General features: G+C 50.3%; 27 protein-coding genes and 1 riboswitch. Of the genes, 7 read left to right on the forward strand and 20 right to left on the reverse strand.

Going from position 1 to position 26,676, the window contains the following annotated elements; genetic code table 11:
* Window positions 1-21 precede the first annotated feature (21 nt).
* Both KNO61_RS15425 and ade read right to left on the reverse strand, forming a co-directional pair.
* Window positions 22-306 (reverse strand): hypothetical protein, encoded by a 285-nt coding sequence (locus KNO61_RS15425; protein ID WP_015880753.1) that lies wholly within the window; start codon window positions 304-306, stop codon window positions 22-24.
* A gap of 118 nt (window positions 307-424) precedes the next feature.
* Entirely contained in the window at window positions 425-2,134 is a 1,710-nt protein-coding gene (gene ade / locus KNO61_RS15430) for an adenine deaminase (RefSeq protein WP_214689099.1), read from the reverse strand.
* A 119-nt stretch (window positions 2,135-2,253) separates the two neighbouring features.
* Here ade and KNO61_RS15435 point away from each other — a divergent pair, with 119 nt between their 5' ends.
* Together KNO61_RS15435 and KNO61_RS15440 are read left to right on the forward strand one after the other, a co-directional pair.
* On the forward strand, window positions 2,254-2,790 hold the full coding sequence (locus KNO61_RS15435) for a gamma carbonic anhydrase family protein (RefSeq protein WP_074037800.1): 537 nt from the start codon (window positions 2,254-2,256) through the stop codon (window positions 2,788-2,790).
* 109 nt (window positions 2,791-2,899) lie between these two features.
* Complete coding sequence (locus KNO61_RS15440) at window positions 2,900-3,085, forward strand: hypothetical protein (RefSeq protein ID WP_214685497.1); 186 nt, start codon at window positions 2,900-2,902, stop codon at window positions 3,083-3,085.
* Window positions 3,086-3,187: 102 nt separating this feature from the next.
* On the opposite strand, the gene KNO61_RS15445 is transcribed toward KNO61_RS15440, so the two are convergent.
* The 11 genes from KNO61_RS15445 to KNO61_RS15500 all read right to left on the reverse strand — a co-directional run bounded on the left by KNO61_RS15445 (window position 3,188) and on the right by KNO61_RS15500 (window position 13,663).
* Window positions 3,188-3,742 carry a nitroreductase family protein gene (locus KNO61_RS15445; protein WP_236548967.1) on the reverse strand — a complete coding sequence of 185 codons (555 nt, stop codon included), beginning with the start codon at window positions 3,740-3,742 and terminating at the stop codon, window positions 3,188-3,190.
* Window positions 3,743-3,835: 93 nt separating this feature from the next.
* Window positions 3,836-5,128, reverse strand: a complete 1,293-nt coding sequence (gene lysA, locus KNO61_RS15450) for a diaminopimelate decarboxylase (protein ID WP_214689095.1) — start codon at window positions 5,126-5,128, stop codon at window positions 3,836-3,838.
* Window positions 5,098-6,186, reverse strand: a complete 1,089-nt coding sequence (gene alr / locus KNO61_RS15455; protein ID WP_214812734.1) for an alanine racemase — start codon at window positions 6,184-6,186, stop codon at window positions 5,098-5,100. The genes lysA and alr overlap by 31 nt, the downstream gene beginning before the upstream one ends.
* Before the next feature lie 14 nt (window positions 6,187-6,200).
* Window positions 6,201-7,127: a branched-chain amino acid transaminase gene (locus KNO61_RS15460; RefSeq protein WP_031420950.1), complete on the reverse strand. Its 927-nt coding sequence runs from the start codon at window positions 7,125-7,127 to the stop codon at window positions 6,201-6,203.
* Window positions 7,128-7,176: 49 nt separating this feature from the next.
* Window positions 7,177-7,884, reverse strand: a complete 708-nt coding sequence (dapD, locus tag KNO61_RS15465) for a 2,3,4,5-tetrahydropyridine-2,6-dicarboxylate N-acetyltransferase (RefSeq protein ID WP_015880745.1) — start codon at window positions 7,882-7,884, stop codon at window positions 7,177-7,179.
* Window positions 7,862-8,611 carry a 4-hydroxy-tetrahydrodipicolinate reductase gene (gene dapB / locus KNO61_RS15470; protein ID WP_214873804.1) on the reverse strand — a complete coding sequence of 250 codons (750 nt, stop codon included), beginning with the start codon at window positions 8,609-8,611 and terminating at the stop codon, window positions 7,862-7,864. Before dapB ends, dapD begins: the two co-directional genes overlap by 23 nt.
* Entirely contained in the window at window positions 8,608-9,489 is an 882-nt protein-coding gene (gene dapA, locus KNO61_RS15475; RefSeq protein ID WP_214873806.1) for a 4-hydroxy-tetrahydrodipicolinate synthase, read from the reverse strand. The genes dapB and dapA overlap by 4 nt, the downstream gene beginning before the upstream one ends.
* Before the next feature lie 12 nt (window positions 9,490-9,501).
* The gene (locus tag KNO61_RS15480; protein ID WP_214873808.1) at window positions 9,502-10,497 is read right to left on the reverse strand and encodes an aspartate-semialdehyde dehydrogenase; all 996 of its coding nucleotides are present in this window, start codon (window positions 10,495-10,497) and stop codon (window positions 9,502-9,504) included.
* A 12-nt stretch (window positions 10,498-10,509) separates the two neighbouring features.
* On the reverse strand, window positions 10,510-11,709 hold the full coding sequence (locus KNO61_RS15485; protein ID WP_371816606.1) for an aspartate kinase: 1,200 nt from the start codon (window positions 11,707-11,709) through the stop codon (window positions 10,510-10,512).
* Window positions 11,710-11,823: 114 nt separating this feature from the next.
* A riboswitch (Lysine riboswitch) is annotated at window positions 11,824-12,003 on the reverse strand.
* A gap of 77 nt (window positions 12,004-12,080) precedes the next feature.
* Window positions 12,081-12,509 (reverse strand): GNAT family N-acetyltransferase, encoded by a 429-nt coding sequence (locus KNO61_RS15495; RefSeq protein WP_214873811.1) that lies wholly within the window; start codon window positions 12,507-12,509, stop codon window positions 12,081-12,083.
* Entirely contained in the window at window positions 12,503-13,663 is a 1,161-nt protein-coding gene (locus KNO61_RS15500; protein ID WP_214873813.1) for an alanyl-tRNA editing protein, read from the reverse strand. Before KNO61_RS15500 ends, KNO61_RS15495 begins: the two co-directional genes overlap by 7 nt.
* Window positions 13,664-13,758: 95 nt before the next feature.
* Between KNO61_RS15500 and KNO61_RS15505 the strand changes: the two genes are divergently transcribed.
* Window positions 13,759-14,487: a GntR family transcriptional regulator gene (locus KNO61_RS15505; protein ID WP_015880738.1), complete on the forward strand. Its 729-nt coding sequence runs from the start codon at window positions 13,759-13,761 to the stop codon at window positions 14,485-14,487.
* A 28-nt stretch (window positions 14,488-14,515) separates the two neighbouring features.
* Here KNO61_RS15505 and KNO61_RS15510 read toward each other — a convergent pair whose 3' ends face one another.
* From KNO61_RS15510 to KNO61_RS15525, 4 genes are all read right to left on the reverse strand, one after another.
* Window positions 14,516-15,619: an LCP family protein gene (locus KNO61_RS15510; protein WP_214873815.1), complete on the reverse strand. Its 1,104-nt coding sequence runs from the start codon at window positions 15,617-15,619 to the stop codon at window positions 14,516-14,518.
* A 150-nt stretch (window positions 15,620-15,769) separates the two neighbouring features.
* Window positions 15,770-16,534, reverse strand: a complete 765-nt coding sequence (gene nagB, locus KNO61_RS15515) for a glucosamine-6-phosphate deaminase (RefSeq protein ID WP_078146274.1) — start codon at window positions 16,532-16,534, stop codon at window positions 15,770-15,772.
* Entirely contained in the window at window positions 16,531-17,679 is a 1,149-nt protein-coding gene (nagA, locus tag KNO61_RS15520) for an N-acetylglucosamine-6-phosphate deacetylase (protein ID WP_214685478.1), read from the reverse strand. Before nagA ends, nagB begins: the two co-directional genes overlap by 4 nt.
* 118 nt (window positions 17,680-17,797) lie before the next feature.
* Window positions 17,798-19,156 carry an MATE family efflux transporter gene (locus KNO61_RS15525; protein ID WP_214689081.1) on the reverse strand — a complete coding sequence of 453 codons (1,359 nt, stop codon included), beginning with the start codon at window positions 19,154-19,156 and terminating at the stop codon, window positions 17,798-17,800.
* 40 nt (window positions 19,157-19,196) lie between these two features.
* On the opposite strand from KNO61_RS15525, the gene KNO61_RS15530 reads away from it, so the two are divergent.
* Entirely contained in the window at window positions 19,197-19,970 is a 774-nt protein-coding gene (locus KNO61_RS15530) for a CHAD domain-containing protein (RefSeq protein WP_214873817.1), read from the forward strand.
* Here KNO61_RS15530 and glsA read toward each other — a convergent pair.
* Entirely contained in the window at window positions 19,967-20,908 is a 942-nt protein-coding gene (gene glsA, locus KNO61_RS15535) for a glutaminase A (protein ID WP_015880732.1), read from the reverse strand. The two genes, KNO61_RS15530 and glsA, sit on opposite strands and share 4 nt — an antisense overlap.
* A gap of 48 nt (window positions 20,909-20,956) precedes the next feature.
* A complete protein-coding gene (locus KNO61_RS15540) occupies window positions 20,957-21,121 on the reverse strand; it encodes a hypothetical protein (RefSeq protein ID WP_015880731.1) in 165 nt (54 codons plus the stop codon).
* Window positions 21,122-21,221: 100 nt separating this feature from the next.
* Here KNO61_RS15540 and hemG point away from each other — a divergent pair, with 100 nt between their 5' ends.
* From hemG to KNO61_RS15555, 3 genes are all read left to right on the forward strand, one after another.
* Entirely contained in the window at window positions 21,222-22,601 is a 1,380-nt protein-coding gene (hemG, locus tag KNO61_RS15545; RefSeq protein ID WP_214873836.1) for a protoporphyrinogen oxidase, read from the forward strand.
* Entirely contained in the window at window positions 22,598-23,680 is a 1,083-nt protein-coding gene (locus KNO61_RS15550) for a TIGR04053 family radical SAM/SPASM domain-containing protein (protein WP_214758255.1), read from the forward strand. The genes hemG and KNO61_RS15550 overlap by 4 nt, the downstream gene beginning before the upstream one ends.
* 63 nt (window positions 23,681-23,743) lie before the next feature.
* Window positions 23,744-24,046 carry a hypothetical protein gene (locus tag KNO61_RS15555; RefSeq protein WP_214758257.1) on the forward strand — a complete coding sequence of 101 codons (303 nt, stop codon included), beginning with the start codon at window positions 23,744-23,746 and terminating at the stop codon, window positions 24,044-24,046.
* Between the two features lie 28 nt (window positions 24,047-24,074).
* On the opposite strand, the gene clpB is transcribed toward KNO61_RS15555, so the two are convergent.
* A complete protein-coding gene (gene clpB / locus KNO61_RS15560) occupies window positions 24,075-26,666 on the reverse strand; it encodes an ATP-dependent chaperone ClpB (RefSeq protein ID WP_214812741.1) in 2,592 nt (863 codons plus the stop codon).
* Window positions 26,667-26,676 lie beyond the last annotated feature (10 nt).

Here is a 26,676-nt window from a genome sequence, read left to right on the forward strand (position 1 = left end):
ATCACAGGTTGGTGTCACATATCAATAGTTTTTTTCATCACGAATGATTCGCTTCAAGACAGCGAGTGCTTCTTGGTCATTCGTTTCCACCGCTTTAAAGAAATCGTTGAAGAAGTGATACAACACGAATCGGTCAGCGTGAGACTTCGTCTGTTCTTTAATCGTAGAGAAAATAAGTCGTCGTAAACGACGTTTTGTCTGTGTTTCTTCTGGTAGTTCTTCGCATCGGTCCTTGAAAGCACGATATACAGAATTGATCAATTCCTCATGTTCATCATACGACCGATTGTAAGCAACTTGTTCCATCTGTAATATCCCCCCTTTCAATGTTGACCCGATGAAACTTGACGTAACTATACCAACTTCCCGTCACGCATTCAATCGTTATCGGCGGTTCTTAACAAAAATCATACGTTAGACCGAGTCAAGCGTTGATGAATGAGAACGTGGTCACGTCGAACAATCCCATATCGGTCAATTTCAAGTCAGGAATGACCGGTAAGGCGAGGAAGGACATCGTCAAATACGGATTGAAATGACGATGGGCTCCCACGACATCTAGCGCATCATTCAGCTGTTCCAGAATCTCTGCCACTTCACGATATGGTCGCTTCGTCATCAGTCCACCAATCTCGAGCGGAAGGACGGCAAGCACTTCTCCTTCCGATACGGCGACGACCCCTCCCCCTACTTTTTCAAGCGTTCTCGCCGCGAGCAACATGTCTTCCGGGCTGACCCCGGCGACGACCAAGTTATGGCTGTCATGGGCAACCGTGGCTGCTAGGGCACCTCGTTTCAAGCCGAATCCCGTTACCGGGGCAAGAGCCATATGGCCTGTCCCGTGATGGCGTTCGATGACGGCAAGCGTCGCGATATCCTGCGATAAATCTGCGCCTGATGCGTCTGGTTGGAACGTGAGACGCTGTCGTTTCGTCAACAAGCTGTTCGGAAGCACTTGAATGACATCGATTTCTTCTTCACTTGCGGCAAGTCGGAACGACTCGGCGGTCAATTCGGGTAAAGCGAGCTCACCTTTCATCGGTTTTGGCACTTCAATCCCTTCCGATTCAAACGTCGCATTCCCCTTCTCCGCAACGAGCGTACCATTCACATAGACTTGTTCGATTTTTACCGATTCGACGTCTGACAAGATAACGAAGTTCGCCTTCTTACCAGGTGCAATGGCCCCGACCTCTTTTAATCCATAGGCCTCTGCGGCATGTAGACTTGCGATGGCATAGGCCGTTTCCGGCTTAACCCCTTGCTTGATGGCGGTACGGATGTTGTAGTCGATTCCACCTTCCGCGACCAAGTCATCCAAATGCTTATCATCCGTACAGAAAAGGAAGCGGTGGGCATTGCTTTCCGTAACGGCTAGGCTCACCTTCTCCACGTTTCGAGCAACGGACCCTTCCCGAATTTGAACGTAGAATCCACGTCGCACTCGTTCAATCGCCTCTTCCGCAGTCGTACATTCATGATCCGTCATGATTCCTGCAGAACGATAGACGTTCAATTGGTCTGGGCCAAGTCCCGATGCGTGTCCGTCGACCACTTTACCCGCTTGTTCCGTCTGTGCGATTTTTTGAAGCATGTCTTCACTTCCGGCTTCAACCGAAGGATAATCCATGACCTCGCCTAGTCCATGCACTCCTGGATCTCCTAAAAACGGGGCCAAATCTTCTGCATACAGTTTAGCACCTGCATGTTCGAACGGTGTCGCCGGTACACAACTCGGAAGCATCATGCGGACGTCGAGTGGAAGTCCTTTCGCATCTGCTAACATGTACTCAATCCCGAGTGCTCCGTTCACATTCGCAATCTCATGTGGATCGGCAATCACGGTCGTGACGCCAAGTGGCAAGACCGCTTTCGCAAACTCATGCGGTGGGACCATCGATGACTCGATATGGACGTGGGAATCGATAAAGGACGGCGCAAGCGTCCACGTCGGATCGTGATACTCGACCTCCCCATCGTACCCATCCCCAATAGCCACGATATATCCCCCGTCGATGGCGACGTCTGTACGAATCGTCTCACGACTGTACACGTCAATCACTGCGACGTCTTTAAAGACGACGGCCGCTTTCTTTTTCTTTGCGGCGATGTCAATCAAATGTTGTTTCTCCATCTTTCGATCTCCTTATTCAACGTATTTTAACTATCTTACCAAGAATATTCTTTTCGTTGCAATTTCTTTTTCAAGTTGTGCGACAATGATAACATATCCGTCTGAAAGGGGTTACAACGATGCAATACAAATTAGGAGAGTTGACACCAAAAGTCGACCCGACGACTTATCTCGCACCAGGGGCACATGTGATTGGAGATGTGACCATCGGCGCGCACTCGGGAGTATGGTTCAATACCGTCATCCGTGGAGACGAAGGACCCATTCAAATCGGTTCTTACGTCAACATTCAAGATGGTTCGATGATCCACCAATATGAAGGCTCACCGACAATCATTCATGATCGTGTCTCGATTGGTCATATGGCGATGATTCACGGCTGTGAGATTGAAGAAGACTGCTTGATTGGCATGCACGCTACCGTACTCGATGGGGCGAAGATTGGAAAAGGGTCCTTTGTCGCTGCCGGTGCGCTCGTCACACCGAACATGCAGATTCCTGAAGGGGTGATGGTCATGGGCGTCCCAGCAAAAGTCGTTCGTCCATTAAACGATGAAGATCGTTTTATCATGGAGAGAACGGTAAAGAAATATGCCAAGCGTGCCGAACAATATAAGCAGTCGTGCGTTCCAGTTCGCGAAATCCAACAATTGTGAAAGCGTTTACAAGATTCATAAAATGTTAACGTTTCTCTCGAATTTTCTTCATAGTTCCTTTGTATACTGAAGGTGTAACCAAGCTGATGTATTGAAAGGAGCCCACTCTATGTATCCGAACCATGATCAACTCATGCTAGACCTGTATGCCACATCCATCAATCCAAGTTATGGTCTTCATATCGATGATTCATTCGATGATGCCCTTCATGGCGCACATCGAGAGGTTTGGGAACGTATGCATTTGGATAATAGTAGAGAAGAAGATTCTAAAAATGGAGGAACGACTGGATGATTCCAACGACTGTGATTCAAGATTGGCTCGCAACAAAAATAAAGCGATAACTCAGATATATACAGCAAGCGAGCGAAGGGATTCCCCATCGCTCGCTTTTTATTATTCAAACATGATGAGATGCGAATCAATCGGTTGTCGCGCTTTCGGTGTAGGGATATCTTCTGTGTCATATTTCCCGATTTGCAGGAGACCGATAAACGTCTCCCCTTCCGCCCCAATCATTTCCTTCAACCGTGCATCATCGAACAGTCCACCCGTACGCCAGACCATCCCGATCTCACGTTCACTTAAGAGCAGCTGAACATTTTGAATGAATGTCGCCGTCGCGAGTAACGCGTCACGATTCCCTTTGTCCGTTTCAAAATGTTTTGCCGTCACATACATACAGGCCGCCGCATTTAAAATTCGCCCCGTCACCTTTTCGCGTTGCCCCTCTGACGCCTCCGAGAAGGCTGGTTCGAGCGCATCGAGTAACACTTGCTTCCCGTCCCCATTGAACACATACACGTTCCACGGCTCGACTTTATTGTGAAATGGTGCATGATGTGCCGATTGCAACACTTCATAGAGCACTTTCGTATCGATTGGTTCTTCTTTGAACATACGGACCGTACGTCTTTCTTCAATTAACTTTTGTGCTGCTGTCTTTGTCATGACCGTCACTTCCCCTTTTTTTCTCTTCTCTATCATAATTGAAAAACGTTCTCATTTCAAAATCGAAAAAAGACTACAGATTGCTCTGCAGTCTTACGTTGATTGTCCAATGACCTCACATGCCACCAAGTCTTCAAACGTTTGGCGACGAACGACAAGTCGATGTGCCCCGTCCTTCACGAAGACAACAGCTGGACGAAGCATCTGGTTATAGTTGCTCGCCATGGAGAAATTGTACGCTCCTGTTGCTTTGACAAGTAATAAATCACCTGGTGTGACAGGGGGGATCAATGAGCGGTTCGAGATGATGTCTCCCGACTCACAGCACGCTCCGACTATTTTTGCCTCGAGCGTCTTCTCTTCATTCATCCGAGTCGCTGCCACGACCTCATACTCCGCGTCATACAATGCCGGACGGATATTGTCCGTCATCCCGCCATCGACAGACACGAATGTACGAACGCCACTCACTTCTTTGACGGTCCCCACCTCATAAAGCGTGGCACCCGCATTGGCGACGAGCCAACGTCCCGGCTCAATCCCGATTTTCGGAAGTGGCAATTCACGTGCCTCGACCTCCTCGACCAACGTCTCCATCACTTGCTCCATCGTCTGGGCAAAATCGAGATATTCGTCTTCATCCAAGTAAGCGACGCCGAATCCCCCACCGATGTTCAAGACGTCCGTCGTATAGCCGGTTTCCTGACGAATCGTATCCATGAAGCGCACCATCGTCTTCACCGTGTTGATGAAGAGGGTCGGATCTTGAATTTGAGAACCGACGTGACAATGGATTCCCTTCAACTGTAAGTGCTCGGCTTCTAATGTTGCACGAATCGCGTCTAAATACGTGTCGTCATGCGTCGGGAAACCGAATTTTGTATCAACCCCACCCGTTTGTATCGCCGCATGGGCACCCCCGACAACTTGAGGCACAATGCGGAGAAGCACATCGACTTCGCGATTGTATTCAGCCGCAAGTCCTGACAAGAGGCTGATCTCCCGCATATTGTCGATGGTAAAGTGTGTAATCCCCTGTTCGAGAGCATACGTGATGTCAAGAATCGTCTTGTTCGATCCATGAACGTGAATGCGCTCCGCCGGTACACCGGCATGCAGTGCTACGTACATCTCACCCCTTGAGACGACATCGACACTTAACCCTGCGGCCATCACTTTTTCATAAACGGCCGCAATCGATAATGCTTTTGACGCGTATAACGCATACGTGTTCGGATACTTATCTAGAAACGCATTCTGGACAATTCCAAGGCGACGCTCTAGTTCTGGCTCACTCATGATGTATAAAGGTGTCCCGTACGTCGCTTGAAGTTCACGGACGGACACGCCTTCGATCAAACATTCTGATTGATTGGTGGTGTACATACAATTCCTCCTTCAAAGCGATGTGGGACACGCCACGAACGGGCACAGAGCTGTTCTGAGTTGTTGGCATAGCCAACACGTGTCACGTCATCGATTTTCGTCTCGATCCCATATAATGCGACGCGGTCGCCGATTTGTACGTCTTCGTCGACTTTGATGAAGCTATGGCTCATAAAGATGTTACTGATGAACGGGTATGCTTTCCCCGCGATGTGAACAGGCAAGTGACGTCTCGCCCGCATCAATCCATCCCCATATCCGACAGGTAAGACAGCAATCCGTTCTTTCGATTCCGCGGTATATCCCGTTCCATACCCGACATGAGCCCCCGCTTCGATGTCGTGGACGGCAACCACTTCTGTCTCCCAATAAAACGCAGGTACGAGCCACTCAACCGGCTCAACCGACGAATAACCGTATAAGAAAATACCGACACGCACATGTGTGCAATGGTGCAAGCGCGAGTCGTCTTGAAGCGTGGCCGCACTATTTGCCGCATGGATCAGTTCAAACGTATGACGTTCCATCAAACGTGTCGACCAGTCGGCAAAGCGTTCGACTTGGACGCTATGCTCGACTTCGGCATTGTCCGCATCCGCGAGCGGAAAATGTGTACATAGTCCGACAAGGTTCAATCCTTCATTTTGGCAGAAGGCAACGATTTGTAGCGCTTCTTCAAACGTTTTGGCACCGAATCGGTTCATGCCGACGTCTAATTTCAAATGAAGGCGAACGCCATCGAGATGCTCACGCTGCGAGACGAGCCATTCATACGAGCCGATTGCGACGTCAAAATCATGGGCATGCACGTGTTCCCACGTATATACCGGATTCATGACGAGGACGCGAGCCGACTCCGCATGCGTTCGTACTTCGAGCGCTTCTTCTAACGTGGTCACCATGAAGTGACGGACCCCTTCATCATACAAAGTCGTCACAACTGGCTCCATTCCTAGGTTATAGGCATTGTTTTTCACGACCGCAAACACAGGGCGCCCGAGCGCTTCAATCCGGCGTTTGTTTTCGCGAATCGCATTTAAGTCAATTGTGACTCCCATCGTGCAAAACTCCTTTACTCTTTTACTGCTGATTTCACGAACGTGATCCAATCGCGATGTTCTGGAAGCTGTCCTGTTACGGCTTCACGATAGCGTGTCAACATTTCTGTCGCAACCGTCTGGACACCTCCACCAATCGAGATATGGTCGACCTCGATGACGCTCGTCACCTCGGCTGCCGTTCCCGTTAAGAAGATTTCATCAGCCACATAGAGCTCATCGCGTCCGATATGGCGCTCGACGATTTCATAGCCGGCCTCGCGAGCCAATTGCATCACCGTTTGACGTGTGATGCCATCGAGTACAGAACAGTCAAGGGACGGTGTCGTAATCGTTTTTCCTTTCACGAGAAAGATGTTCGCGACACTCGCCTCACTGACGTTTCCGTTCATATCAAGAGCAATCGCTTCGTCGAATCCGTCACGGAGCGCCTCTCCTTTTAGTAACTGTGAGTTCATATAGTTCGATGCCGCTTTGGCTTGCATTGGCATCATTGTAGAAGACACGCGGCGATACGAGGCCACTTTCGCTCGAATCCCGACCGTCTTGTTGAAGTATTCACCGAGCGGCCAACACGAGATGGCAACATGTACCTTCGTCTCAGCAGTCGGCATAAGTGCTTGCCATGGTGTTCCAAGGAAGACGAACGGACGGATGTAGCATGCTTCAAATCCGTTTCGCTCAATCAATTCCATCGTGGCTTGTTCGAGTTCATCTACCGTATACGGTAGCGTGACGTGGTAGTATGCACACGAGCGAACAAGTCGCTCCAAGTGTTCACGTAACCGGAAGATAGCAGGACCTTCCTCCGTGTGATACGCGCGAATCCCTTCAAAGAACCCGCTTCCGTAATGAATCGCGTGTGTCATGATACTCGTGTTTGCGTCAGTCGGCTCAATCCAAGCCCCGTCTTTCCACATCCATTGTCCATACTGTTCCATAATGCAACTCTCCCATTCCTCATTTTTTATATTTTCTGTCTATTATACGTTAGAGAGAGCGTAAGTCATCAACAAGTTGCGTTTTTTCAGAAGTTTTTTCATCTTTCTGTTTGATGATTCGTGCCGGTGTTCCCGCAACGACGACGCCTGGAGGTACGTCTTGTGTGACGACACTGCCTGCCGCGACAACCGCATTTTCACCGACGCGAACGCCTTCCAAGATGACTGCGTTCGCCCCAATCATGACACCATCCTCGATGATGACCGGATCTTTTGAAGGTGGCTCAAGAACCCCTGCGACCACGGCACCTGCGCCAAGGTGAACGTTCTTCCCGAGCGTTCCGCGCGCTCCGATGACAGCGTTCATGTCGACCATCGAACCATCTCCGATGACCGCTCCGATGTTGACGACAGCTCCCATCATGACAACCGCGTTGTTTCCGATTTGGACGTGGTCTCGGATGAACGAGCCTGGTTCGATTCGGGCATTGAGTCGTGTCGTATCAAGCATCGGTACGGCACTGTTGCGACGGTCGTATTCAAGATGTGAATCCGTGATGACCGATGCATTGGCTTCCAAAAATGCCGCAGCGCGTTCTGCCGTCGTCAAGAACAGTTTCGACTCATCCGTTCCGAATGCTTTCGCCTCCTCGATTTCAAGACCTGCCAATTGACCGTTGACGTAAAGCTTGACTGGTGTTTCCTTCTTAGCATCTTTAATATATTGTGCGATTTCATAAGCGTTTGTGAGTAACATGAGTAGCCTCCTCGTATAAGTTCGATAGATTATAAAGTCCTGCCGGGCGATCAATGATCGTTGCCGCAGCGGCAAGTGCCCCGTTTGCAAAGACGCGTTTCGATAACGCGGTATGTTTCAGTTCAATCATTTCATCATCTCCGGCGAAGAGCACGGTATGCTCACCGAAAATCGTGCCACCTCGAATGGAATGCATTCCTAACTCTTCAGCTCCACGCGCTTCCCGACGTGACGTTCGTTCGTAAATCGGTGTCACGTCACGCTTCGCTTCGATGGCACGTGCCAATAATTCTGCCGTCCCGCTTGGTGCGTCCACTTTCTTCCGATGGTGTGCCTCAATCACTTCAATATCATATCCGAGAGTGAGTGGGACGAGTTGGTCGAGCAGCTGCTTCAAGAGCGCGATCCCGTATGAGGTGTTGTAAGACTGGAAGATTGGGATGTCTTGTGAAGCCGTTTCAATCTCGGCCAGTTCATCCGGTGTGAAGCCGGTCGTCGCGATGACGAGCGGAATATTGCGCTCCCGTCCGAACGCGAGTAAATCAGGGAGTAACGCCGGGTTCGAAAAGTCGATCACGACATCGACGGGTACGTCCACCTCATTCAGAGTCGCCGTGTGCTCGTCACTTCCCGGTGAGACGATTGCCGTTATGTTTACACCTTGCGCATGAGCGACCTCTTCGACAATGCGTCCCATTGCGCCAAACCCATGGATGAGAACATTCATTGTCTCACCTCATTGAATTGTTCCATCGCCGATAGTAATTTCGCCTCAGCCGTCGCGCTCATTGGAACGAGCGGCAGACGTGGCACACCGACCTCAAATCCTCGCGCTTGAAGCGCTGCCTTCACCGGAATCGGATTCACTTCTGCGAAAAGTTCATCGATGACTGGGAGTAAACGAATTTGCCACGTACGTGCTGTCTGCAAATCACCCGCCAATAGGGCGTCTGCCAACGCGACCGTCGCTCCCGGATAGACGTTTGATAAAACGGAGACGACCCCTTGTGCGCCCCAAGCCATGTACGGCAAGATTTGATCGTCATTTCCACAGTAAACGGTGAACCCTTCCGGAATATGGGCCATCATCTGCGCCATGACCGAGATATCCCCACTCGCTTCTTTCAAGGCCGTGATGCGCGGATGTTCCGCGAGCTCACCGACCGTTTCCGGTGTCAAGGCGACACCCGTCCGTGACGGAACATTGTAGAGCATGAGCGGAATCGGTGACGCATCCGCAATCGCAGTAAAGTGAGCAATCAGCCCGGCCTGTGTCGACTTGTTATAGTACGGTGTGACGACCATCGCCATCTCCGCACCAAGTTCGGCGGCCCGTTTCGTTTTCTCAATACTGACTGCTGTATTGTTCGAACCGGTCCCCGCGATGATCACGGCTCGACCGTTTGCGGCCTCCACCGCTCGAACGAGCAATGTCTCAAACTCGTCATCAGTGATTGTCATCCCTTCGCCGGTCGTCCCACCGATGACGAGACCCGTCACACCTTCTTGGATTTGGTCTTCAATTAATGCCGCCCATGCTTCTAGATTCAACTGCCCATTTTCTTGAAATGGGGTAGCTAGTGCTGTCGCCACTCCTGTGAACATGTCATCTCCTCCTTATTTCGTCGCTGTTTGACTAATCATACATTGCGCGATTTGAACGGCATTCGCTGCCGCCCCTTTTCGGACGTTATCTGCAACGCACCAAAGATGGAACGTATTGGGTTGTGAATCGTCTCGGCGAATTCGTCCGACATACACCTCATCCGTCCCGTTCGCATCGAGCGGTGTCGGATATGTCAATTCGGATGGATTGTCCATTAACACGACCCCTGGTGCATCGGCGAGGACTGCTTTCAGTTCTGCGACCGTCGCATCTCGCTCGAGCGACACCGTGATTGAGACCGCATGACTGTTTCGCACCGGCACTCGGACACAAGTGGCCGTCACCCCGAGGTTTGGCGTATTTAAAATCTTACGTGTCTCATCCATCATCTTCTGTTCTTCTTTCGTATAGCCATTTTCTAGAAACACATCGATGTGCGGCAACACGTTATCATAAATCGGATACGGATAATTCGTCGGTTCCTCTCCGCGCGCACCGCGCTCGAGGTCATCGATCCCTTTTTGACCCGATCCCGATACCGCTTGATACGATGTGTAGGCGACGCGTGTCAGTCCGTATACTTCCGCTAGAGGCGCGAGCGCCACGACCGATTGAATCGTGGAACAGTTCGGGTTCGCGATGAGCGTTCTCTCCGGACTGAGTTCGACTCGGTTCACTTCCGGTACGATGAGTGGAATTCCTTCTTGCATTCGGAATGCACTTGAATTATCGATGACAATGACTCCTTGCTCACTCAACCGAGGGGCATATTGTTCACTGATGCTGCCACCTGCAGAGAAGAGTGCGATATCGATCGGGTCCGCATAAATCGCATCGGTCAATTCACGAATCATGATCGATTGCCCATTCACCTCGACCGTCTTTCCTGCCGAGCGGGCTGAAGCATAGAGTCTCAACTCGCTGATTGGAAATTCATATTCTGTTAAGACGTCAATCATTTTTTGTCCGACGGCACCTGTCGCACCGACGACTGCTACGTTATACATTATGCTACCCCCTTATAAGTGGAACCGGGCCGCAATGGCTGCGACTGCCGCTTCTACGTCTTGTTCTTGAATCGTATAGGAAATACTGATTTCAGACGTCGTGACTTGATAGAATGGAATCCCCATCTCACGGAATGTCGCGAAGAGCTCTGATGCGACGCCTGTCGCGTCTCGCATGCCGATTCCGACGACCGAAATTTTTGCATGTTCCGTGTGACGATCGATTTTGATTTGAGGCAAGGTCGCTGTCAACTCCGCGAGTGCCTCTTCTAAAAATGCCTCTTCATCGAGCGGACATGTGAACGAGAGGAACACTTCACCGTCGAATGCCGTCTGTGAAATCATATCGATGTTGACGTGTCGCTCTGACAATCGTTCAAAGATGTCTGCGACTCCCGCCGCCGTATGCGGAATATGTTTGATTGAGACACTGAGTACGTTCTTGACGACACTCACACTCGTGACTGCTTTCTGTTCCATCGCTTGCGTCGTATCCATGATCCATGTTCCTCCTTCGCTCGAAAGCGTCTTCCCAACAAAAATATTGACGTCATATTTCTTTGCGAGCTCCACGCTTCGCATCTCCATCACTTTTGAACCGAGTGCACTCATCTCCATCATCTCGTCATAGGAGACCGTATCAAGCCGTTTCGCCGTCGGATGGATTCGTGGGTCCGTCGTATAGACACCCGCGACGTCCGTATAAATTTCACAACGCTGACTGAGGACGGCCGCCAGTGCGACGGCTGTCGTGTCCGAACCGCCACGCCCAAGGGTCGTGACGTCTCCCGCTTCATTCACGCCTTGGAATCCGGCGACAATCAGGACGTCGTATTGACGCAACTTCTCGTGTAACACTTCTTTCCGAATCGCTTTGATTTTGCTCTTCGTATGAATGCCCATCGTATCAATCCCCGCTTGCTGTCCTGTTAATGAGATGGCCGGTACGCCTTGCGAGTTCAAGGCGATACTGAGTAGGCTAATTGTCTGTTCTTCCCCGACGGCGAGTAGCCGGTCGAGTTCGCGAATCATCGGGCGATCCGTGATTTGTTTGGCGAGCGACAGGAGCGAATCTGTCGTTTTGCCCATCGCCGATACGACGACGACCAATTTTTCACCGGTCGCCACACGTGTCTGTAAATAGTCCGAAATGGCTTGTATTTGTTCGATTGTGGCAACGGAGCTGCCACCAAATTTCAGTACGGTTGTCATCAAGTTCCCCACTTTCAAGATGTCCACCAACAGAAAAAGCGGCAGACCGGTAGGAAGCACTCTCCCTACGGTCTGCCGCTTATACGCGCAGTTGAAAAACGATTAAAGAATCGTTCCGTAGATAGCGCTCCATGGTAGTTGACCATGGCAGTGTAGGCGTTGTTCACGACTACCCCAGCCTTCATTCACACGCACGTGAACGTCGACTTCGGCGAATTTCCCCTTTCGGCTCGGTCCGGAGTGCGTCCGTTTCAACCAAGCTTACTCATGTCATTCGCAACCTCTATCTGTCAGTTGTTAGTATTAGTTATAACAAAACGAAATCTTCTTGCCAACCTTTTTTTAGAAAAATGGGATATTTCAAAAAAGGATTACCATGTTTTTCGCATCATGCGGTGTGGGAGATTGGCATCCAAAAACTCATCTCCGAACGCCTCGTACCCGAGCTTTTCATAAAACGAAAGCGCCGTCAGTTGTGCACCCAATCGTAGTTCAACCAACCCTTGACGTTTCGCGACACGTTCAACTTCAATCATAATGTCTTTCCCATATCCATGACCCCGGGCCGATTGAATCGTCGCCACTCGCTCCACTTTTCCGACAGTCGAGTCGACTGGACGAAGACGCGCTGTCGTCACAGGTTCGGAGTCAAGGAGCCCGACCACATGTGTACACATATCGTCTAAATCATCGTATTCTAAACTCGCATCAATTCCTTGTTCCTGAACGAATACGATCTCCCGCACTTGTTTGGCCTGTTCAATCAACGCTGGTTCGTTTCCCGATTGAATGATCAACATGGTAAAACTCCTTCCTGCAATCGTTTCACGATTTCTTCGATTCCCTTTTCTAGTTCCGCTACGGATGTGAAACGCGCTTGGGCCTGCTTATGGCTTCCACCGCCACGACCGATCTGCATCTCTTGGAGCGCCGCTTTCAAGAATGTGCCGACGGCGATATCCTGTGTCCCGTCATGCATAACGAACAATTTCTGCGTTCCATAGTTGGCGCCAACGGCAATTCGTCCTGTTGCTGCGATTCGTTCGATGATGGCGGTCGTCAACGTTTCCGCTTCTGTTCTCCCGACATGTAAGGCCACATAGTTATCTTCTTTCAACACGGCCTCCACTTTCGCTTTGGCAATCCGTTCTTCGAGCGTTTTGATTTCTTTTTCACGTTCCAAACGAATCGTATGTTCTTCGATTACACGGGCTGCCACGGATTCATTCGTTGTCGAGAATGTATGGTGAATCGTCCGCAACGCTGCTCGCGCTTGTTGAGTCGCCTTGATCGCTCGACTTCCCGCCACATACGTCAAGCGGAGATTCCCCCTCACTTTCTTCACCGCCGTCACATGGATGGTACCGAGTTGTCCCGTTGTCTCCACATGAGTGCCACCACATGCATTGTAATCTAGACCTTCGATTTCGACGATGCGAATCATCCCCGTTCGGTCCGTCTCTTTCCGTAAGCGCGCCCGGTCTACTTCTTCTTTTTGGATTTCATAGACACGAATCGGACGGTTTTCAAAGATGACTTGTTGCATCTCTTGTTCAAGTGCCTCAACGTGCGCCCAGTCCATCGTTGCCGTTTCAATCTCAATAGATGAATCGGTCTCTCCGATTCCAAAGCTGAGCGTCCGAATGCCATGGCGGTCTTCCAAAATCGCCGTTATCACATGTTGAGCAGTATGCTGGATGGAATGATCCCGTCTGACGTCCTCATCGATTCGAACCTCTATCGTCGTGCCCGCTGGTAATGATTCTGACAAGAGATGCCATACTTCCCCGTCCTTGATTTGTACGTCCAGTACAGGATGCGTCCCAATCCATCCACGGTCAGCCGGTTGTCCCCCACCTTCCGCATAAAACGGGCTGTTCTCGAGTGTGTGCCAATGACCGTTGCCGTCTTCCTTTATTGAGGTCACGACTGTACTTGCTGTATATGGTTCCATCTTGTCCTCCACCTTCTCTCTATAATCTGTTCAGACAACTAGTTTAATTTCGTCTATAATGAAACATACATCTTCTCAGTCAGGAGCGAAATGATATGTTAGAAATCGATAAACAATCTCCGTTACCTATTTATTATCAAATTGAAGCGTACTTAAAGCAACAAATTGATGACGGATTGTTAAAACCAGGAGACACCTTGCCTTCAGAGCGTGAATTTTCCGAGCAATTTCACGTCAGTCGGATGACGATTCGTCAAGCCATCATGAACCTCGTCAACGCCGGTTACTTGAGCCGTCAAAAAGGAAGAGGCACGTTCGTCGCGAGTCAGAAGATTGCGATGACGTTATCGGGACTGACGAGTTTTTCCGAGGAAATCAAACATCGAGGCATGCGACCGCTCAGCCGTCTCTTGTCATACGAGGTCATTCCGGCAACGGATCGCATCGCGCAGCAACTGAGCATCCCAAATCAAACACCGGTTTATGAAATGAAACGGCTCCGACTCGCCGATGATCACCCACTTGCGCTCGAAACCGCCTATATTCCCGTTCATTTATTGCCTGACCTGACGCAAGATGACGCGACGGGATCGATTTATGCTTATGCCGAACAGCATGGCTTACGCCTGAAAAATGCAACACAAACACTCGAAGCCCGGAGTGCCGGTCCAGAAGAAGCCAAGCTCCTCACCATTTCTCCGAACGCACCGGTATTGCTGATTGACCAGCGAACATATCTCGAGGATGGCGGCATGTTTGAATACAGCCGTTCCCTTTTCCGTGGCGACTCGTACTCTTTCACTGTCGCCATGGATCGCATATAAAAAAAGTTTGCCCGAGGGCAAACTTTTTTTATTGGGCTTCATACGTTACCCCGCTCGGGTCTAACGTATACGATTCGAGTTCTGTATCGGACATCGGCTCGACACGGTTACCCGCATCCGCTTGTTGCACACGATAGCGCACTTCTTCAAGAAGCGGTTCGTTCAAGAAGTAATAGAAGTGTCCGTCATCTGCCCGGGCACCTTCTCCAGTCAATTGGTATTGCACCGTATTGTGGAGCGCGCCAACGTCTTCAATTAAACGTATATAGTCATTCGGTCCAAGTGTCGTCTGCATGTTGTCACCGACGGCTTTCAAGACCTTATCGTAATTGTTTAGGAGTGATGTGCCGAGTGATTGTTCGAGCACGGCATTAATGACTTCCATCTGGCGTTGTCCACGACCGATGTCTCCACGTGGGTCATCGTATCGATTTCGGACGTAGGCAAGTGCCTCTTCACCAGAAAGCCGTTGAAGGCCTTGTTCGATTTGAACTGTCTCACGTGACGCATCGTAACTGTTTTGTTGTGATGAGAACGGAACATCAATCTCAACGCCACCTACCGCATCAATGAAATCAACGAACCCTTGGAAGTTGAGCGAGACGACATGGTCGATTTCAACACCGACTAAATCTTCGATCGTGTTCGTCGCCATCCGCATCCCGTTGTTCGGATTCGATTCATCCATCGAACCGAAATAGTAAGCGTGTGTGATCTTATCTTGGTCAAGTCCCGTCTTGCCATAAGGAATGTTATAACCCGTGTAGTCGATGTTGACATACGAATCACGCGGGATACTGAGCATCGTCGTCTGCTTTTCTTTCTTGTTTAAAATGACGACAATCATGACGTCTGATCGTCCGAACTCACCGCGCGCTTTCTTCTGTGGCGAAAGGTCTGTTCCTAAAACCAAGAACGTCTCCGTATCTTCTTTATCATAACGAGTCGGCTCAACCGTCGGGTCATCCTCTAATGTGACTTGGGTGCCTGACAACATATTGTGGGCTTTGTAAAACGCTGTACCGTAAATGCTAGATCCAGCAATAATCGCAATCAGCACGAGGGCACTAAATATCTTATAAAACGCAGACGGGCCTGTGCGCTGTCTGCGAGCATGTGTTCTAGAATTCATATCGGTCTCCTTCGAGTCAAAATAATGAGCTTCACTCATTATAGAGGAAAGCGGGAAATTTGTCGAAAACGTTTTGATGACAAATTCGTTTCTTTACATTTTCCCACAGTTGAACACAGAAAAACCCGCGGAGATGACTCCGCAGGTTCGTTAATCCCGAATGGTGAAAAATCGTGTTGCCGCTTCTTGCCCACGGGCTTGTAAGGATTCCGCACAGCGCGATGCAGCCGCCCCGTCGAGCACGACCGTCACACCTGGATGGGCCTGTAGGATTGTGGCCGGCCAGTCGACCGTCGGTACGCTTTCAATCATGTGCTGTACCGCTTCAGCTTTCCGCTCCCCTGTCGCCACAAGGACAATCTCACGTGCGTTCATGATCGTATCGAGCCCCATCGTGATCGCATGCGTCGGGACGTCTTCCAATCGGTCAAAAAAGCGACGGTTTGCCTCTCGTGTTGATTCGGTGAGTTCGGTCACGTGCGTCTTCGCATCGAGGGCCGTGCCCGGTTCATTAAATGCGATGTGACCATTTTCCCCGATACCAAGAAGTTGTAAGTCGACACCAAGCTTCCGAACGAGGTCTTCGTAACGAGCCGCTTCCGCTTTTGGATCCGGTGCGTCCCCTTGAGGCAAGTGACTCTGTTTGAATGGCACTTCATCGAAGAGACGGTCTTTCATAAAGCGGTTGTAACTTTGAGGATGTTCGGGCGATAATCCGATATATTCATCTAAATTGACGCTCGTCACATGGCTACAATCGAGCGCGTCCTGTTTAAACATCTGATACATCCCGACCGGTGTGCTACCGGTTGCGAGACCGAGTACAAAGTCATGTTTCCCTGAAATCCGTTCTTTGATTAGCGTATAGGCGATTCGTTCCGCGTCGTTCGCCGTCTTTGCGACTAGTACATTCATCTTTGTTCCTCCCGTTCATATACGATTCGACCTTTGACGAAAGTCATCTGAACATGTGTCGTGTCATCCCAAACGACAAGGTCTGCATCAAACCCCGATTTGATATCGCCTTTTGTCGTCAACCCGAATTCTTTGGCCGCATTCGTCGAGGTCATTTTTACCGCTTCTTCCACCGTACATCCCGTATATGCCTGAATGTTTCGGAATGCAGCATCCATCGTCAACACACTGCCCGCAAGGTTCCCGGCTTGAAGTCGTGCAGCCCCGTCCGCTACGATGACCGGTTGGCCGCCAAGCTCATATTGTCCGTCCGGAAGTCCTTTTGCTCGCATCGCATCCGTGATGACGACAAGTTCATCTGCTCCTTTTAAGCGAAACGCGAAGTCGACCATCTCCGGACGACTATGGATCCCATCCGGAATGATTTCCGCGATGACTCCACCCTCTAAGAGACAATAGCCTACCGTTCCGGGTTCTCGATGATGTAACCCACGCATCTGGTTATAAAGATGCGTCCCGTGTTTGACGCCCGCCTGCTTGTTCTCTTCAAATGTCGCGCTCGTATGGCCCGCTGAACCGATCGCACCGGTTTCGCGAAGTACCGCTTCAAATGCACGTGCACCTGGCCGTTCCGGTGCATACGTAACGAGGCGGATATGACCGCCGGCGAGCTCTTGCCATTTTCGGAACTGCTCGGCGTCCGGGTCGATAATATATTCCGCCGGCTGTGCCCCAGCCATCTCCACGTTGACGAAAGGACCTTCCAAGTGAATCCCGATGAGTGTCGTATCCTGCGCTTCGATGACGTTTCGGACCGCCTTCAAAGCATGCTCAATCGCTTCTTTTGACTGCGTGATGGTCGTCGCAAAAAAAGAAGTGACGCCTTCTTGTAGCATGTCGTTACTCAACTGCCGAAGTTTTGATTCATCCGCATCCATCGTATCGACTTCATATCCCCCGTGGATATGCACATCGATGAGACCCGGTGTCACGAGTGCTCCAGCGACATCAATCACATGCTCATCCTGTTGTTCAAACTGTTCCATCGATCCGATTTCATCAATCGTTTGACCATTCCATCTGATATATCCACGTTCCCATGTATGTTCTGCTGACACGATACGAGCATTGATCAATGTCCCCATCGGTTCACCACTCCTTTTTGTTTTCCTCCATGTTATCATATCGGATAAAAGTATAGTTGTATAGACCAATTTAAAATAAATAAAAGATTGTTCACATTTGCGAACAATCTTCTCCTCTCTATGTCGATTGAATCGTGCCATAGCGTCGGACAATCCATACTAACCGGAGGAATAACAAGACCGCTCCGGCTGCAAGTCCAGCAATCAAGCCAATCCAATAGCCGTCTGGTCCAAACCCGGCGTGCTCTGCCAAAACATACCCGAGAGGTAAACCGATGACCCAATAAGCGACGAGTGAAAGGACGAGCGTGATGTTGACGTCTTTAAAGCCACGTAATATCCCTTGGATCGGTGCCGCGACGGCATCTGACAATTGGAAGAATACAGCAAAAATCATAAAGTGCGCTGCAAGGTCCACGACCGTCGGGTCATTCGTATAAATGGCCGCGACCCGCTCGTTTTGCCAAAACAAAAAAGCACCCGAAAAGATAGAGACACCGAGACAGAGCGCGAGCCCGATTTTTGCATAGCGGACGGCATCCTGCAGTCGTTTCGCGCCGAGCTCATACCCCACGACAATCGTCAACGCGCTCGATGCCGAAAGTGGCAACATGTACACGAACGAGGCAAAGTTAATCGCCGCTTGGTGAGCCGCGACGATTTGGTCACCATATGAACTGAGCAATACCGTGACCGCCGCAAAGATGCTGACTTCGGCGAAAATGGCGAGCCCGATTGGGGTCCCAAGTTGTAACAACTCTTTTTGTCGGAGCCAGACCATCCGTTCGGTCGTCCGTAAAAACTTGTATTCGCGGAACGGCTTCCCGTTTCTCACGAAGAAGAAGGCCATGAAGAAGAGTAGCCAGTAAGTGATGCTCGAGGCGATTCCCGCTCCAACACCTCCGTACGCCGGCACACCTAGTTTTCCGAAGATGAAGATGTAATTTAATCCGACATTAATGGGTAACCCTAATAGTATGAGGATCATCGAGACTCTCGTCTTGCCAAGGGAATCCATGAGCGTGCGTAGCACATTGAACAGGAACATCGGCAAGACGCCGAATCCAAGGGCAAGCAAGTATTGCGTCGCGATTCGTTTCCCTTCTACACTGAGCCCCATGCTCTCGATCGCCATCGGCACAAGGAGTGAGCCCAACGTCAGCGTGATTACGCTCAGCATGATGGCTAAATAGATACCTTGAAACAAGGTACGTTGAATCTGTTGACGGTCTCGCGCACCAAGCGCTTGCGACACGATCGGGGCCACCGCCAGCAAGATTCCACTCAGTCCGGTATACACCGGCATCCACAAGCTTGAACCGACTCCGACACCTGCCAAATCGACGGCACCCGCCCGTCCGGACATGACGGTATCAAAAAAGCTAATCAAATAAAAAGACACTTGCGTGACTAAAATTGGAAAGAAAATCGTGAAGAACAGTTTGATTTTTTCGTTTAATGAATGTGTTTGGTACATGGACAACCCTCATCTCTTTTTCAGAAAGGAACTTATAATCATGAATCAACGGCATGCAGAAAAGCTTAAATTTGAACTGTTGGAAACGTGGAACACGTTCAATCACTATGTGACGGAAGCCCTCACCTTCAACAATTCCGAGGATATTCATCGCGCTCGCGTTCATCTACGGAAATTGATCACGTTTATGCAACTATATGAAACGAAGCCGGCGACGTTCCGACAACTCAAACAATTGATGGAGGCACTCGGTCATGTGCGCGACCTCGACGTCCTCATCGAAACGTTTGATTCTAAATCCGAACTCGACCATGCGTTTCTTGAAGCGATGGAGACAGAACGTGCCATCGCACGGACGATCCTTTCGACCCGCGTCAGTGAAAAAATGACCCCGTCGCTCGATCAACAAGTACGTCGTTTCATCGGCGGACCGTTATTTCGTGCGTTCAAAAAAACGAACGCCTCTCCGATGTTAGAAAAGGCGAAAAGCGAGCGCAAGCAACGTGTACGCGTCTATCACGAACAATCCGATGGAAAAGAACAGCTTGAAGCACTCCATAAAGTCCGTTTAGCCGTCAAACGCGAACGTTACTTACATGAGTACTTGCTAAGCTATGAATCGGATGCTTCGATGGACACTGTCCGCACGTTAAAAAAGATGCAAACTGAACTCGGTGAGATGAACGATCATGACCAACTGTTAAAGCGTTGGCGCGCCTTCATCCCTCCAGCTGAACTACAGTCTGCATACGACCGAAAAATTGAAACATTACAGCAGGAACTCGATGCATCCGTGGAGCACCTATCGATTTAGCGAGATGTATAGCGCTCAATCAATAGTTCCAACAACTTCATTCCGGCAATCGAGTTTCCTTTTGAATCAAGTGCCGGACCAAATATGCCAAACCCGACGTTATTCAAATCCAGTTCGTGGTTCCCGACCGCCAAGATGGCACCCGATACCCCACTTTTTCCCGGAAGACCGACCCGGACAGCGAACTCACCCGATGCATCATACATGCCACACGTCGTCATGATGGCCTTGACGATTCGGACGACCCGACGTGGAATCAACTCTTCGCCCGTATCCGGATCTTCTCCATTCCCTGCAAAGACACGCCCGATTCGTGCCAAATCAAAACAATCAATCTCGATGGCACACTGTTTCGTATACACATCAATGATCTCATCGACGTCACCTTCCACAATTCCATGGTGACGCATGAAATAGAGCAAGGCACGGTTCAAGTCGGTCGTCTCGTATTCAGAGCGGGCGACTTTTTCGTCGTACGTGACCTCCTCGACCGAGCGATTTAATAACGTCGCTAAAAACTGGCGGAACTGATAGATTTTGAGTTCTGCCGTCTCCCCCAAAATCATACTCGTCACCGCTAACGCTCCGGCGTTGATCATCGGATTGAGCGGTTTTGACGGGACCGTTTCCTCAAGTTTGGCGATGGAGTTGAATGCGTCCCCCGTCGGCTCCATCCCTACTTTCGAAAAGACATAGTCCTCCCCGAACTCCATCAGTACATAACAAAGGGTGAGCGCCTTCGATACGCTCTGAATCGTAAACTTGTGATGAACATCCCCCGCATGAATATACGTACCGTCCGGCAAACAAATTGCCACCCCGAGTAAATCGTTTTTCACATGTGCGAGTTCAGGGATATAATCCGCCACTTTCCCTTGAGCCGTGTACGGACGACACTCATCAACCAAGTGATTCAACTGTTGTTCGAGTACATTCATTCCATCACCTCATGTTCCATCAAATTTCAACCGGGTCATCTTATCATATTACCCGTCTGGTGGTCCATCATCTTTATACCAGTCTTCATCCGCCCAAATCATCGGTGGACTTTCCTCGTCTCCAACCAACTTTTCTCCATGTCGATTCATCGACAGAATAAACCCAGCTATGCCTACCACCACAAGCGTCGCAACGATAAGGAAGGAAGCCATTCCATCGTCCCCTTTCGAATTCGTGACAAATTTGTCTAGAACTCCGTGACACTTATCCTATATCTCCGTCAACATTCCCGGTACCGTTAAGACGACAACAATTTCAGAGAAATGGGTGAATCAATTGAATCGAATCGCGATTATCGGAGGTGGCATCACCGGACTTGCCGCAGCCTATTATGCCAAAGAAGCCGGAGCTCATGTCACATTGATCGAGGCGCAGGACCATCTCGGTGGAAAAATCAAGACCATTTATCGGGATAGGTTTACGTTAGAGACTGGACCCGACGGTTATATGGCACGGAAGCCGACCTTGACATCACTTATTACGGATCTCGGTCTCGCAGATCAACTCGTCCGCTCCAGAACCGGGACTTCTTACATTTACGTACGGAAGCAACTGAGACAGATGCCGGCCGGATCGGTCATGGGCATCCCGACCAAGTTTTGGCCGATGGTCAAAACGGATCTCTTTACTTGGAGAGGAAAACTTCGCGCCGGATTCGATCTCGTGATTCCACGCGTGTATGCAGGAGAGGATATCTCGCTCGACCGTTTCTTTCGGACGAGACTCGGCTCAGAAGTCGTCGATACGATGATCGAACCGCTTCTGTCCGGGATTTACAACGGGACACTCGAAGACATGAGCATCGAGTCTACTTTCCCTCAGTTTATCACGATTGAACAAAAAACTCGCAGTCTGATTCTCGGAATGAAAGCACTCACTCCTCCCGTCCAAGCTGGTGTAAAGCCGTCCGAGACTGGTAAGTTCCTGTCGATTGAGCAAGGACTCGGAGCACTCGTCGAGGCGCTCCGTCCGTCAATCGATCGACTCATGTTAAAGACGCTTGTTCAATCCGTTCGACCTCATGAAGTCACATTTGCCGATGGGACGGTCGAACAGTTTGACGGCATCATTCTTGCGACTTCCCCACAAGCACTCGGACCTCTGCTCGGATTCCCAGAAGCCGAACGCTTGTCATCGTTAAAACGTACCTCTTCGATGACCGTACTCGCCGCCTTCGACGAGTCAGATGTGGATGCGTTAGATGGAACCGGCTACGTCATCGCCAAATCGGAAGGAAACGCCTTGACCGCTTGTAGCTGGATGCATAAAAAATGGCCACACCTAGCTCCTAAAGGAAAAGCATTGCTCCGCATGTATATCGGTTCAGAACATGTCCCGTCCCTGCTCCATGAAGAGGATGATCAAATCGCAAACTTCGCTTTAAGCGAGCTTCGACGCATTCAAAAAGTCGGGACTCCCCTCTTCACGAAAGTCGAACGACACATTCAAACGATGCCACAATATGAAGTCGGTCATAAACAGGACGTCTGCGCGTTCGAAGAAGCACTTCTGAAGTGGGACGGCGTCGAGGCGTGTGGTGCCATACTTCATGGAGTCGGATTACCTGATTGCGTCGATTCTGCCAAACGGGCAGTCGATCACTTACATCTTCGACAGGCGGTGACGGTATGAAACACATCGACTATAACGAAAATCCGTTCATCGTCATTTGGGAAGTCACACGGGCCTGTGCGCTCTCCTGCGTCCACTGCCGGGCAGAGGCACAATTTCACCGTTACGAAAACGAGCTCGATACGGAAGAGGGAAAGGCATTGATTCGCGAGATTCATGCGATGGATAACCCGATTCTCGTCTTTACGGGCGGTGATCCTCTCATGCGTGAAGATTTATTTGAATTGACCGCATACGCCTCTTCCCTCGGGATGCGCGTCTCGATGACACCTTCCGCCACACCTCGAGTGACTCACGATGCCGTGAAACGAGCGAAAGCGGCTGGTTTGTCACGTTGGGCCTTCTCCATTGACGGACCGGACGCCGTGACGCATGACTATTTCCGCGGCACACGTGGCAGTTTCGACCGTACCATTCGAGGAATCTCATATTTCCGAGAGGAGGGAATGTCATTTCAAATCAATACGACGGTGACCGAATACAACGTCAATCGATTACCGGAAATGGCGAAACTCGTAGAATCCCTCGGCGTATCCGTCTGGACGCTCTTTTTCCTCGTGCCGACTGGACGTGGATCCCTGTTACAACCCATTACACCTGAGCGACATGAGGAAGTATTGAAATGGGCGTTCTCCCTACAAGAGACGGCACCCTTCATCATCTCGACGACGGAAGCCCAATTTTATCGGAGGGTCGCCCGCCAAGAAAATCAGCGCCGCCGGACAGCAGGGCTTCCTCCAATCGGACATCCCCATGACGATTTGGCGAAGGCACCTCGCGGAACGAATGACGGCAACGGATTCGTCTTTATCTCACATACAGGGGATGTCCAGCCGTCCGGATTTTTACCGATCACCTGCGGAAACGTCCGAACGACACCTCTCGCTGATATTTATCGTCACCATCCGACGTTCAAGGCGCTGCGTGATCCCGACACTCATCATGGCAAGTGTGGGTATTGTGAGTATCGGTATCTATGTGGTGGTTCGCGGGCTAGAGCCTATGCGGTCACTGGCGATTATAAGGAGGCGGAACCGTACTGCATCTATCAGCCGGAACGTCCCCTCGTTTCACAATAAAGATTCCCATTTATTCCCTCTCCGTGTAAGATTGAATTATATGATGAGAAGGGAGCCACGTAGGTGCAGTCATTACCGATTGACGGATTGTTCTATATTGGATTGGGTACAATTTTTATCGTTACGACTTTACTCGGGTTCGGAATCAAGCGATTGACGAAACAAGGCATGATGGGATTTTACACGCTACTCGCAACAAGTCTTGGCTTATTCTTCTGGTTACTGCTCTGGTTTCAAGAAGCGACCCGCGCCATATTTATGGGAACCATCCCATGGGTACTCAACTTATTTTTCGGAACGGTGCTCTATCTCATTTTTATAGGCATCAGTTATTTGATTTTGAGAAGAAAACATCGGCATACATAAAAGAGGAATCCGGTTGTGGATTCCTCTTTTATGCATTGGCCGTCGATGGGCGTAACGTTAACGCCCCGTTCTCGACATCGATGATGACCGTTTGACCATCCTCGACTTCTCCAGCGAGGATGCTACGGGCAAGTTTCGTTTCAATCGTCCGTTGTACGTAACGGTTGATTGGACGGGCACCGAATTGAGGTTCATACGCTTCGTCGGCAACGAACGTTTTCGCTGCGTCAGTGATCTCGATATGAATCGAGCGTGTCGTGAGCCGTTCGCTCATCCGTCCGACCGCTTTCTCGACGATTTGACCGATTTGATCTTTCGTGAGTGGATGGAACAAAATCGTTTCATCGACCCGGTTCAAGAACTCAGGACGGAAATGGCGACGGAGTTTATCGAGCACTTGACGCTCCTCATCTTCATCAATCACACCATCTCTCGCTGCCTCGAGCAAGATGTCCGCCCCAATGTTCGACGTCATGATGACGATTGTATTTTTAAAATCGACGATGCGCCCGTGCGAATCAGTCAATCGACCATCATCGAGCAATTGTAGCAAGATGTTGAAGACGTCCGGATGTGCCTTCTCGACCTCATCGAGTAAGAGGACCGAGTACGGGTTACGGCGAACCGCTTCGGTCAACTGGCCGCCTTCCTCATATCCGATATAGCCAGGAGGCGCTCCGACGAGACGCGACACGGCATGTTTCTCCATATATTCACTCATATCGAGGCGAACGATATGGTCTTCTGAGTCAAACATCGCTTCTGCGAGCGCCTTCCCGAGTTCTGTCTTCCCGACCCCCGTCGGTCCGAGGAAGAGGAATGAGCCGATCGGACGATTCGGATCTTTGATGCCAGCACGCGCCCGAATGACCGCATCGCTGACGAGACGAATCGCATCATCTTGTCCGAACACGCGTTTATGCAAGACCGTTTCTAGATTGAGGAGCTTATCCCGCTCTCCTTCTGTCAGTTTCGTCACCGGTATGCCCGTCCATTTTGAGACGACCTCGGCGATTTCTTCTTCCGTCACCTCTTCCCGCACGAGTTCGCGTGTCACCGAACTCGCCAACTGTTCCGCTTCTTCGAGTTCTCGCTCAAGCTCCGGGATTCGTCCGTATTTCAGTTCCGAGGCCCGGTTCAAATCGTAACGACTCTCTGCCTCTTGTAACTCGAGACGTACTTTCTCGAGGTCTCCGCGGATTTGTTGTACGCGGTGCGTCGACTCCTTCTCATTCTCCCAGCGGAGACGTAACGAGTCAGACTGTTCACGAAGTGACGCCAATTCCTGCTGAAGCGCCTCAAGTCGCTTCATGGAAGCGGCATCGCTCTCTTTTTTAAGAGCCGCCTCTTCGATTTCAAGCTGCATGACCCGACGGACCAATTCATCGAGTTCAGCCGGCATCGACTCCATCTCCGTCCGAATCATTGCACACGACTCATCGACGAGATCGATCGCCTTGTCCGGCATGAAACGGTCGGTGATATAGCGATTGGATAATACAGCCGCTGCGACGAGCGCATTGTCATGGATGCGTACCCCGTGGTGAATCTCGAAGCGTTCTTTCAAACCGCGCAAGATGGAAACCGTATCCTCGACATCCGGTTCAGCGACAAGTACTTGTTGGAAACGCCGCTCGAGGGCCGGGTCCTTCTCGATATATTGACGATACTCGTCAAGTGTCGTCGCACCGATACAATGCAGTTCGCCTCGGGCGAGCATCGGTTTCAACATGTTCCCGGCATCCATCGATCCCTCCGACTTCCCTGCACCGACAATCGTGTGCAGTTCATCGATGAAGAGGATGATGGTGCCTTCCGCTTCTTTCACTTCGGACAAGACTGCCTGTAGACGTTCCTCGAACTCCCCACGATATTTCGCACCGGCAACGAGGGAACTCATATCGAGACTGAAGATGGTTTTGTCTTTCAAACTTTCCGGCACATCTCCACGAACGATACGCTGGGCGAGCCCTTCGACAATCGCCGTCTTCCCGACACCCGGTTCCCCGATGAGGACTGGGTTGTTTTTCGTTTTCCGACTCAAAATCCGGATGACACGACGAATCTCGCTATCCCGTCCGATGACCGGATCGATTTTCCCGGTCTTCACTTCTTGAATGAGGTCTCGTCCGTATTTCGTCAAGACGTCATACGTCGCTTCAGGCGACTTCGAAGTGATCCGACGATTGCCTCGTACGGCGACGAGCGCCTCACGGAGACGGTCTTCTGTGATCCCTTTTCGCTCGAGCATCGCCTGTGCTTGACTACTGTTCAACAAGATGCCGAGTAAAATATGTTCGACCGATACGTATTCATCGTTCATCCCTGTCGCTTCTCGCTCCGCCGTCGTTAGAACGTTCAGCAAAGAAGCCGAAATCATCGGTGTCGTCGGATTTTGAAGTTTTGGTGCATTTCTTAAAGAAAGTGCGACTTCGCCTTCAATCTCAGACACGTTGATTTCCATTTTTTGAAACAGCAACGGCGCGATCCCGTCCGTCTGCGAAATCATGGACGCCAAGACGTGCCACTCATTGATTTCACTATGATGATATTGTTTCGCTAACGCCTGTGAACTGACAATGCATTCATGTGCTTTATCTGTAAAACGATTAAAGTCCATCACGATTCCT

This window comes from Exiguobacterium sp. s140 (assembly GCF_018617035.1).
Taxonomy (GTDB): Bacteria; Bacillota; Bacilli; order Exiguobacteriales; family Exiguobacteriaceae; genus Exiguobacterium; species Exiguobacterium profundum.

Bases quoted from the DNA above. Each gene is read 5' to 3' on its own strand.
- KNO61_RS15425 (WP_015880753.1), bottom strand. From the start codon at position 306: ATGGAACAAGTTGCTTACAATCGGTCGTATGATGAACATGAGGAATTG.
- ade (WP_214689099.1), bottom strand. From the start codon at position 2,134: ATGGAGAAACAACATTTGATTGACATCGCCGCAAAGAAAAAGAAAGCG.
- KNO61_RS15435 (WP_074037800.1), top strand. From the start codon at position 2,254: ATGCAATACAAATTAGGAGAGTTGACACCAAAAGTCGACCCGACGACT.
- KNO61_RS15440 (WP_214685497.1), top strand. From the start codon at position 2,900: ATGTATCCGAACCATGATCAACTCATGCTAGACCTGTATGCCACATCC.
- KNO61_RS15445 (WP_236548967.1), bottom strand. From the start codon at position 3,742: ATGACAAAGACAGCAGCACAAAAGTTAATTGAAGAAAGACGTACGGTC.
- lysA (WP_214689095.1), bottom strand. From the start codon at position 5,128: ATGTACACCACCAATCAATCAGAATGTTTGATCGAAGGCGTGTCCGTC.
- alr (WP_214812734.1), bottom strand. From the start codon at position 6,186: ATGGGAGTCACAATTGACTTAAATGCGATTCGCGAAAACAAACGCCGG.
- KNO61_RS15460 (WP_031420950.1), bottom strand. From the start codon at position 7,127: ATGGAACAGTATGGACAATGGATGTGGAAAGACGGGGCTTGGATTGAG.
- dapD (WP_015880745.1), bottom strand. From the start codon at position 7,884: ATGTTACTCACAAACGCTTATGAAATCGCACAATATATTAAAGATGCT.
- dapB (WP_214873804.1), bottom strand. From the start codon at position 8,611: ATGAATGTTCTCATCCATGGGTTTGGCGCAATGGGACGCATTGTCGAA.
- dapA (WP_214873806.1), bottom strand. From the start codon at position 9,489: ATGTTCACAGGAGTGGCGACAGCACTAGCTACCCCATTTCAAGAAAAT.
- KNO61_RS15480 (WP_214873808.1), bottom strand. From the start codon at position 10,497: ATGTATAACGTAGCAGTCGTCGGTGCGACAGGTGCCGTCGGACAAAAA.
- KNO61_RS15485 (WP_371816606.1), bottom strand. From the start codon at position 11,709: ATGACAACCGTACTGAAATTTGGTGGCAGCTCCGTTGCCACAATCGAA.
- KNO61_RS15495 (WP_214873811.1), bottom strand. From the start codon at position 12,509: ATGTTGATCATTCAATCGGGAAACGAACCAGCGTTGATTGAACAGGCC.
- KNO61_RS15500 (WP_214873813.1), bottom strand. From the start codon at position 13,663: ATGGAACCATATACAGCAAGTACAGTCGTGACCTCAATAAAGGAAGAC.
- KNO61_RS15505 (WP_015880738.1), top strand. From the start codon at position 13,759: ATGTTAGAAATCGATAAACAATCTCCGTTACCTATTTATTATCAAATT.
- KNO61_RS15510 (WP_214873815.1), bottom strand. From the start codon at position 15,619: ATGAATTCTAGAACACATGCTCGCAGACAGCGCACAGGCCCGTCTGCG.
- nagB (WP_078146274.1), bottom strand. From the start codon at position 16,534: ATGAATGTACTAGTCGCAAAGACGGCGAACGACGCGGAACGAATCGCC.
- nagA (WP_214685478.1), bottom strand. From the start codon at position 17,679: ATGGGGACATTGATCAATGCTCGTATCGTGTCAGCAGAACATACATGG.
- KNO61_RS15525 (WP_214689081.1), bottom strand. From the start codon at position 19,156: ATGTACCAAACACATTCATTAAACGAAAAAATCAAACTGTTCTTCACG.
- KNO61_RS15530 (WP_214873817.1), top strand. From the start codon at position 19,197: ATGAATCAACGGCATGCAGAAAAGCTTAAATTTGAACTGTTGGAAACG.
- glsA (WP_015880732.1), bottom strand. From the start codon at position 20,908: ATGAATGTACTCGAACAACAGTTGAATCACTTGGTTGATGAGTGTCGT.
- KNO61_RS15540 (WP_015880731.1), bottom strand. From the start codon at position 21,121: ATGGCTTCCTTCCTTATCGTTGCGACGCTTGTGGTGGTAGGCATAGCT.
- KNO61_RS15550 (WP_214758255.1), top strand. From the start codon at position 22,598: ATGAAACACATCGACTATAACGAAAATCCGTTCATCGTCATTTGGGAA.
- clpB (WP_214812741.1), bottom strand. From the start codon at position 26,666: ATGGACTTTAATCGTTTTACAGATAAAGCACATGAATGCATTGTCAGT.